Source organism: Enterobacter sp. ku-bf2 (assembly GCF_001742765.1).
Lineage (GTDB): Bacteria > Pseudomonadota > Gammaproteobacteria > Enterobacterales > Enterobacteriaceae > Enterobacter > Enterobacter quasiroggenkampii.
Genome location: NZ_MDVW01000012.1, coordinates 543,716 through 551,046, shown reverse-complemented (window position 1 = coordinate 551,046; position 7,331 = coordinate 543,716). Strand labels below are relative to the sequence as shown.

Annotated in this window: 8 protein-coding genes and 1 pseudogene; 4 read left to right on the top strand and 5 right to left on the bottom strand. The window is 32.3% G+C overall.

The window, feature by feature from the left end; translation table 11 throughout:
- The 3 genes and pseudogenes from BFG58_RS23410 to BFG58_RS14930 form a co-directional block, all read left to right on the top strand.
- Positions 1-328 (top strand): annotated as a pseudogene (locus tag BFG58_RS23410) (relaxase); the annotation flags it as partial.
- Between the two features lie 252 nt (positions 329-580).
- On the top strand, positions 581-859 hold the full coding sequence (locus BFG58_RS23405; RefSeq protein ID WP_071995492.1) for a hypothetical protein: 279 nt from the start codon (positions 581-583) through the stop codon (positions 857-859).
- A gap of 18 nt (positions 860-877) precedes the next feature.
- On the top strand, positions 878-1,192 hold the full coding sequence (locus BFG58_RS14930; protein WP_069720038.1) for a cell wall-binding protein: 315 nt from the start codon (positions 878-880) through the stop codon (positions 1,190-1,192).
- A 52-nt stretch (positions 1,193-1,244) separates the two neighbouring features.
- Here BFG58_RS14930 and BFG58_RS24345 read toward each other — a convergent pair whose 3' ends face one another.
- The 5 genes from BFG58_RS24345 to BFG58_RS23400 all read right to left on the bottom strand — a co-directional run bounded on the left by BFG58_RS24345 (position 1,245) and on the right by BFG58_RS23400 (position 6,390).
- Positions 1,245-1,670, bottom strand: a complete 426-nt coding sequence (locus tag BFG58_RS24345) for a hypothetical protein (protein ID WP_069720037.1) — start codon at positions 1,668-1,670, stop codon at positions 1,245-1,247.
- A 102-nt stretch (positions 1,671-1,772) separates the two neighbouring features.
- Entirely contained in the window at positions 1,773-2,156 is a 384-nt protein-coding gene (locus BFG58_RS14920) for a hypothetical protein (protein ID WP_069720036.1), read from the bottom strand.
- Entirely contained in the window at positions 2,140-3,798 is a 1,659-nt protein-coding gene (locus BFG58_RS14915) for a hypothetical protein (RefSeq protein WP_069720035.1), read from the bottom strand. Before BFG58_RS14915 ends, BFG58_RS14920 begins: the two co-directional genes overlap by 17 nt.
- A gap of 5 nt (positions 3,799-3,803) precedes the next feature.
- The gene (locus BFG58_RS14910; RefSeq protein WP_000415689.1) at positions 3,804-5,159 is read right to left on the bottom strand and encodes a site-specific integrase; all 1,356 of its coding nucleotides are present in this window, start codon (positions 5,157-5,159) and stop codon (positions 3,804-3,806) included.
- Positions 5,110-6,390, bottom strand: coding sequence for a site-specific integrase (locus tag BFG58_RS23400; RefSeq protein ID WP_217627979.1), 1,281 nt, complete (start codon positions 6,388-6,390; stop codon positions 5,110-5,112). Before BFG58_RS23400 ends, BFG58_RS14910 begins: the two co-directional genes overlap by 50 nt.
- A 344-nt stretch (positions 6,391-6,734) precedes the next feature.
- Here BFG58_RS23400 and BFG58_RS14905 point away from each other — a divergent pair, with 344 nt between their 5' ends.
- The gene (locus BFG58_RS14905; RefSeq protein ID WP_032230123.1) at positions 6,735-7,310 is read left to right on the top strand and encodes a hypothetical protein; all 576 of its coding nucleotides are present in this window, start codon (positions 6,735-6,737) and stop codon (positions 7,308-7,310) included.
- Positions 7,311-7,331: the final 21 nt, after the last annotated feature.

Sequence of the window (7,331 nt, the reverse complement as noted above, 5' to 3'; positions counted from 1 at the left end):
TGCTCCTGCTCCTGCTCCTGCTCCTGCTCCTGCTCCTGCAACAGTGTTGAAAACCACTGAGAGAAAGGAAAGTATCGTTGAAAAAATTGCAGAACTGGAATTACGGCTCAGAGAAGACAAACGAAACGAAATCGTAGGAAAGATTCTTCAAAAAAATGCAGTACAAAGGCAAAAACACTCCAGGCTTAGTGGCTGGATTCCATTTTTAAGAAGGTTCATAGAGCTTCTCAGAAGCTATGGGAAGAACATCCTCCACCAGGTCCCTTCAAACTTCTCAGTAGTCTATTCATCACATCACCTGAAATCTTCAAGAAAAATTCGTTTATAGACAGTCAATTACAAATTCCTTCTGTAACCGCACTTTGCCTATTAGTGGACAACTTGTGTTTAGTCAAGAAATGATTGATCGTTATTACAGATCAATATCAATATTATGATAGTCTAAACCTATCGTAACTTAGACATCGATCGGTACAAGTGATTTTACTAAAGATAATTATTCATCGAGAATCCCTGAAAAGAGCCTGATGATTTTTAAGCAATAGCAGTATCAGGAACCGATTGTAAAAATGGAGTTAATATGAATAACGAAACCATTAAGTGTCCGTTCTGCTTCAAAGAGAGCCAGTTTGGTGTCCGTGTTTGTACCGGCTGTCATTCAACCATCAAATATGGCGAAGTTTCACCTTGGTTATCTTTACTAATAGGATTTATTTTATTAGCCATTGCTTACATCATACTTTATATAAGTCAAAGTTTTTTAGTAGCTCTCGTTATTCTTTTAACATTAATGATTTCTACAAGATTATATATTCGTAAAAAATTTGCACACAGAGCAGTTTTCACTCACCAACATTAAGAACAAAAGGGATTTAACATGAAAGCATATGCTATGCTAACAATCATTCTTTCTACTTTTCTATTAACTGCATGTAATAGTGAACCAAGTCAAGATGATATCTACAATGCATTCAAAAGTGTTGTAGATAAAACCAATGCCAGCATGAATGCTTTTGATTCAAGAGTGTCAGAAAAAGACCTTTTAAAAATCGATTATGTAAAAAAAGTAAGCTGTTCGGAAGAAGCAAACAATGTTTACAACTGCATTGTCGATGCTTCTATTAGCAACAATAAACAGACGAAACCAATTAAATTAGTTAAAGCTGATGGTGTCTGGAAAGAAGTTCAGTAGTAGCCTATATCAAGAAGTCTCTTTTAGCCCCTGCACAGGGGCTTTTTATTGCCTATAACCTGACGGCTCTTACGCGAACTTCATGGGTTAACTCTTTCTCGATTACTTTCATTTCATATTGTGCTCTGACAGTAGCATAGATTTCTTCTGCCATTTCTTGATTGCTATCGATATAGTTAACGAGAGAGTTTAGCTCCCTGATAACAGCTTCCTTATTGTTTAATCGCTGTAACAGATTACTTGTAAGGCATTTATACACTGAACTGAACATCGTCATGATGTTGTCTATGTTTCGGTTAGAGCGGGTGTAGATCTGTCTCGGATAGAAATACTTTAAATGATATCCTACGAAAAGGAGGTATAGCTGGTAAGCGAAACTTTTATCGTGCGACAGGTACCGTCTTGAGATGTATTTATCTACGATGACAACAAGCTGTTCTTCAAGTGTCATTACTGAATTAAGATTGTTTTTGTTCATAAGTTGCATCCTTGCAAAATTTGATTTTGTCTTCCTGACAATACATATATAATTACCACATATTTAAAAAACATCAATAGACAAAACCTATTGATGTCAAAATTATTTTTTGTTTTTGGGAAAAATTTGATCTTCTCTAAGACCTTTGCTGTATGCGACCATCTGAAGGTCTCTAACCATAACAAGAAGTCTATTATTTTCATTTAGTAATCTCGCATTTTCAGATTCTAATGTTCGAATTTTATTCGAAGCATAAGCGAGACTCTGAGGTTTTTTAATATTCGTAACAGTATTATATTTATTTTTCTTCTTCTGGTTATATGCATATTTTATAGCGGTATGTCTTGAAAGAGCTTGTCGTGATGGTTTTTTTCCAAAATGTTCTTCAAGTGAGTCACAAATCCCAACCCAAGTTATATCTCCTTCCCAGCTGTTTATTCTATCAAGAATAAACTCAATATCTTTACTACTAAACTTTTTGCTCATGTTCGTCACCTTTATTGTAATATCTAATGATATGGTTTATGATTTTATCGATTTCTTTAATTTCCTTAACAATTATTTTCACTCGTTGATTATCATGCTGGCTTTTATATAATTCATAATTATTGCGCAGTGATTCTAAATTCTCTTTGATCTTAGCAATTAGTTCAAATCTAACTCCTTCTCCTAAATCAGATAACATTTCTTCGGAAAATAACACCTTCCTCTCGATATTTCTCAATTCTTCCCAACTTCTGTTGTCATAAACACTATTTTGTTCCACACTTCGTCTTCCTGACCAAAATGCTATTTCCACTTCAGATAACATAGCCCTTTGAGCAAGCGTATTCAAAAGATGCCTTGGCTGATGGCTTCTAAACACTTCTTTCATACCATCTGGTTGTAACGATTTATGCCTTTGAAAGAAATTTAAAGCACTATCTTTCCCTGCACCTGATCTTTTCTTGAAGTCTGCAAAAAATAATTTTTTAGTTGCAGGTGCAACATGAAATAAGTCACTTCCCTTTTTCATATGCAATTGATCTTTAGCTAACAGTAAGAGTTTATTGCTGAGTTTGGTAGGAATAAAAAAAACATTCCAATGATCTATTTTTTCCTCATAATTTAAAACTTCGTTCCAAAATTCTTTTGCACTAATTCTCTCCTCTTCGACCTTTGCCAAGACATTTTGTGTCCTGATATTAAAGGAGTTTTTGTCTTTTATATTCAAGATATCGCACAGCTTTGTATAAAAATCATTTGCCTCTGGTTCTGTTCCTAACAGGTTGTAAAATTCTAATTCACCATTTTCGCGGATAGCAGCGATAGCCCTTGCTGTATGAGATAAATTTTTTAACCTTTGGATAGCTAATCTGGCTATTGGTTTCATATTACTTGGAATCCACTTAATACTATCACCATACCCTTTTGCACAGAAATAGCGAATGCCATAAGTAGCTTTCCCCTCAGAATCAGTCCCTTCAACTTCACAATCTACTTCAAGGTTTATGATCTCAGATATTCGTGTAGGGGCACAAAGAAGTAAAGCTATAATAGAGGTGGTAAATATATCTCGTTCACTTTTATCTTCAGAACGAAATACTCTACCTATAAAATCAATCACATCGTCTTCGGGTAACTTCTTTTTAACATTATTTTGTTCTGAAATATCCCTTGCTGATTTATTTGAAATCCCTCTCAACCTGGTGTTAAACCTGCTGAGTCTTGGGTTTATTATGTTTTTGGTTGCTAAGACTTCTAAAATTTCTTTCAGTGTTTTTTCTATTGCACATGCACGATTGATTGAGTAATTTTTTTCAGCTTGATCTACAATATTGAATATAATTTCTGAATTTAAGTTAACGATATGAAGATCAACATTTAATTCCATATATGAATATTCCATAAGCTTGATTGTTGTCAGATAAATCAGTGATTTATGCACATTAGGGAAACATTCTCTATATATAAGGACTTTCGCTAACTGTTGAAAATGCTCCCCCATATTTATATCATTTATTTTATAACTAAACTTTTTGAAAGCCACTCCTTTCCCCCATGATAGGCTACTCCAGTTTATTATATTGTCTCTTTCTGCTTGAACTCTTACTTCATTTGCGAAAAAATCATAATTTTTAAAATACATGGTATTTATTCCTCTTCAGTGTTAAGAAACTTTATTATTGTATTGATTTTACTCTCTACACTTGTGAATAAAGCAACCAATAGTTCTACTTCTGATTGTTTTGAATGATTGGATATTAATTGATTAGTTAGTTTTTTTATATTAATCAAATCCTCAATCATTTTGAATGTGATACCCTCACTATCCATTAGAAATGAAGAAGCATAGGGGCTTATTGATTCATTAATTGCTTGTTCTATTCTGAAAGAAAACTCCTCGTTATTTTTCGCATAAGATAGTACGGATTTCAAATTTGTATGATCCAGAACTTTAGCTAAAGTACTTAACCCATATCCTCTTTGAGCAAGTCTTGTTGCCAGAGTAATCCTTAACTGTCGGGAGTTTATTGTAGAATTTTTATTACCACTAACTCTACGGTGAACAGATTGCAATCGACTTGTAATTGTCTTTGAACTCATATGCAAGTTTACAAAGTTATTTTCATAAAATTCGTTAATCTTATAACCAGAATTAAAAAAGCTTGGGTCAATAAATAATGGGAGATTATCTAATTCTTCTTTGCTTAATTTATCCTGAGCTTCATTTTGTACAAAAGCTTTAACTATGGCTTTAAGCTCGGATAATGAATCAAATAAATTATCACTAATTTTCAATTCAGTGAAATCAGTTCGAAACTTCCCACCTTGTTTTAATCTCGGAATATTTAAATAATTACCTTCATTTTTAATATAAAGGTCTTTTCTCTTAAGTTGTGCTATCTGCATTGGTCTTCGACCAGTATAAATTAGTAGCATAACCAAAAGATAATCATTCATGGTTATGTTGCCTTCATTATATTCTTTTGTAATACTAAATATTAAGTGCTTCATTTCATTATCAGGCAGTGGCCTTAAGTATTTTTGCCTTTCATTATAGGCCGTAGTTGTCCTGGGTTTTGCGACTTTCCATTTTGAAATTAAATCTATAACCTCTTGTTTTAAGACTTTATTGTGTAACTCATGAAATTTTATTAGAAAGTATTTCATACTTTCTACATGCGTATAGTTTATTTTTAAGAATGTATTGTAGAACCGTTTCAACAAACCACACTCAAACTCTTTCAACTCACCATTATTAAATACAATTAATTTCTTAATGGCAAAGTAGAACTTTCTCGTATAAGCAGAGCTAAAATGTACAGCGGTATATGCAAGAGTTTCTTTTACAAGTGATAATAAAGATAAGTTGATTGTATTTTCTAAATATAACAAATTCAACTTTATGTCTTTACTAAGAACCCAAACATTATCCTTTACATTGAATTCAAATCCGCTATCTTTTACTTTTAATACCGAGAGCTTTTCTAAAATCGATTTCTCCATTCACTACTCCTTTATTATTATTTATTTTTTCTTCTTTCAGTAAATCTGCTTCCTGGAAAGCCCTGGAAGCCTCTTCGCTTATAAATCTATTATTATAAATCAGAACTGATTTTGAGTTTACTTTCCAACCCATTCTAATGCACCGGATTCTATCTAACTCGTTTAATTTATATGGGTCTGTTACACCTATATACTTTAAGCTGTATATATAGTTCCATGTATGTCGTAAACAATGTCCAGTGAAGTGTCTGAAAGAGCTTCCTTCATATTCAATTTCTTTTATTTTTCTCATAATTTTGTTATATGCACTTATGGTTAATGGTAATCCCTCTGTAACTCCGGATTTGTGAGTAACTAATAGATAATCATGATTCTTACATTTAGCATGATATGATCTCTCACCTTCAATATATGAACTTATCTGCATACATAACCTTTCACTGATATTAATCTCTCTCTCAACCGTTTTTACGAGTGGTTGAAATACTCTGGGATCTTCAGGGTCATTTATTCTTTTGGATATTTTCAGATATCTTTGCTTTCTTTTAAAATCTGATATCTTTAAGTTTAAAAGCTCCCCTCCTCGCATTCCAGTTTCATAAAGTATTAATATAGCAAGTTGATTTCTTTTCCGACAATTCCTCTCAAATGGATTGTATTCGCTTTCAGGACTGACACATTCCAGTAGAGCTTCTATAGTTTCTTTTTCTAAAGATTTGAAATTATCGCTCATATAAGAATATGAAGTTATCTTAGGTTTATGCTTTTGAAAGTTGGATTTAATGAATTTTAGCAATGAATTTGTTTCATACACAGAACCTCTATAAAAGGAATCATAAATCCATGATATATAGTCGCTAATAACTGTAAGTCGATAATGTAGATTTTCTTCGTTAACCTTTTTGTATGTCACCATATCAATTATTTTACGTTTCTTCCTTTTCACTCTAAGAAACTCTGATAATGAATATAACTCTGTATAGCTTAAAAAAGTCTTGTTACTTACTCTTTCGAGTATACTTATATTTTCCTTAATCAAGTATTTTTCAAAAAGGATCAAAACATAGGCGTTTCTCAATATAGTATTGAACGACTTATTTTTCTGTCGCCCAAGCAAACCAAGATATACATTTTGATAGTATAACGGCAGGCCAGAGTTTGAATTTAATATCATACAAAATCTTTCTCCCCCTTTCGTCATTATCTTTTTAACTAAATATTCACTCTTCATTGTTACCCCATAATTCATTTTTATTTATAGGTAACATAATTTTTTAGCAAGTTACAAATTTATTTTTAATTATTTTCAACAACCTTATTAATTGCGGCTCCAATAACGAATCGGCCATATATTCACCTTAAGGTGAATATATGGTCCCCTATATTTACTTTAGTTAGTAACTCATTGATATAAAATAAATAATAGAAAAGTGTAATTTGTTTTGTAAAGCACAAATAAGAAATTAGAAAATATTTAAATGTACAGTGTACGAAAAATTAACCAACTATGTTAATGGCAACTATATGATGATAAAATTACTCATCTAACGATCTATATTATATGAGTAATGTTTCATGGTACGAAAAATCTCTACATTTTTAAAGATAATAGGAGTTATAGGTTCTTTATGCGGGATTATTGCGACAGTATTCACAATCTATGCGTACTACAACCCGACCTCCCCTTCTACTCAGAGATATGACAGTATTGTAGGAAGCTGGCTATCTGATTACTCTTACACCGTAAAAGGGAATACCGTTAGGGTTAATGGAAAAACGACCTTCTTCTCTAATGGAAAATACAACTTTCATGGCAGTATCTCTATTGACTCTAATGCTCCAGGTGACCATATATTAATAGATTATCTTTCTGATGGTGCTGGTGATTGGGAACTATATGATAATGAGTTAATTACATCATTAAATAGCCTAAAAACAAAACCTATGAAGCTGGCTTTAAATAACGAAGATCTTGATCCACTGAAAATAGAGGTGATAAACAATAAAAAGTTACCAACTATTGAGGAGAATATGGCTGATGGGAAAAACCAATCCTATAAAATAATAAAATCTTCAAAAAGCCAGTTAACATTGGAGGTTATTAACGAAATCGGAAGCAATTTCAACTTTACTATGCAAAAAACAAAATAGAAATGATGGCGATCTGAAATC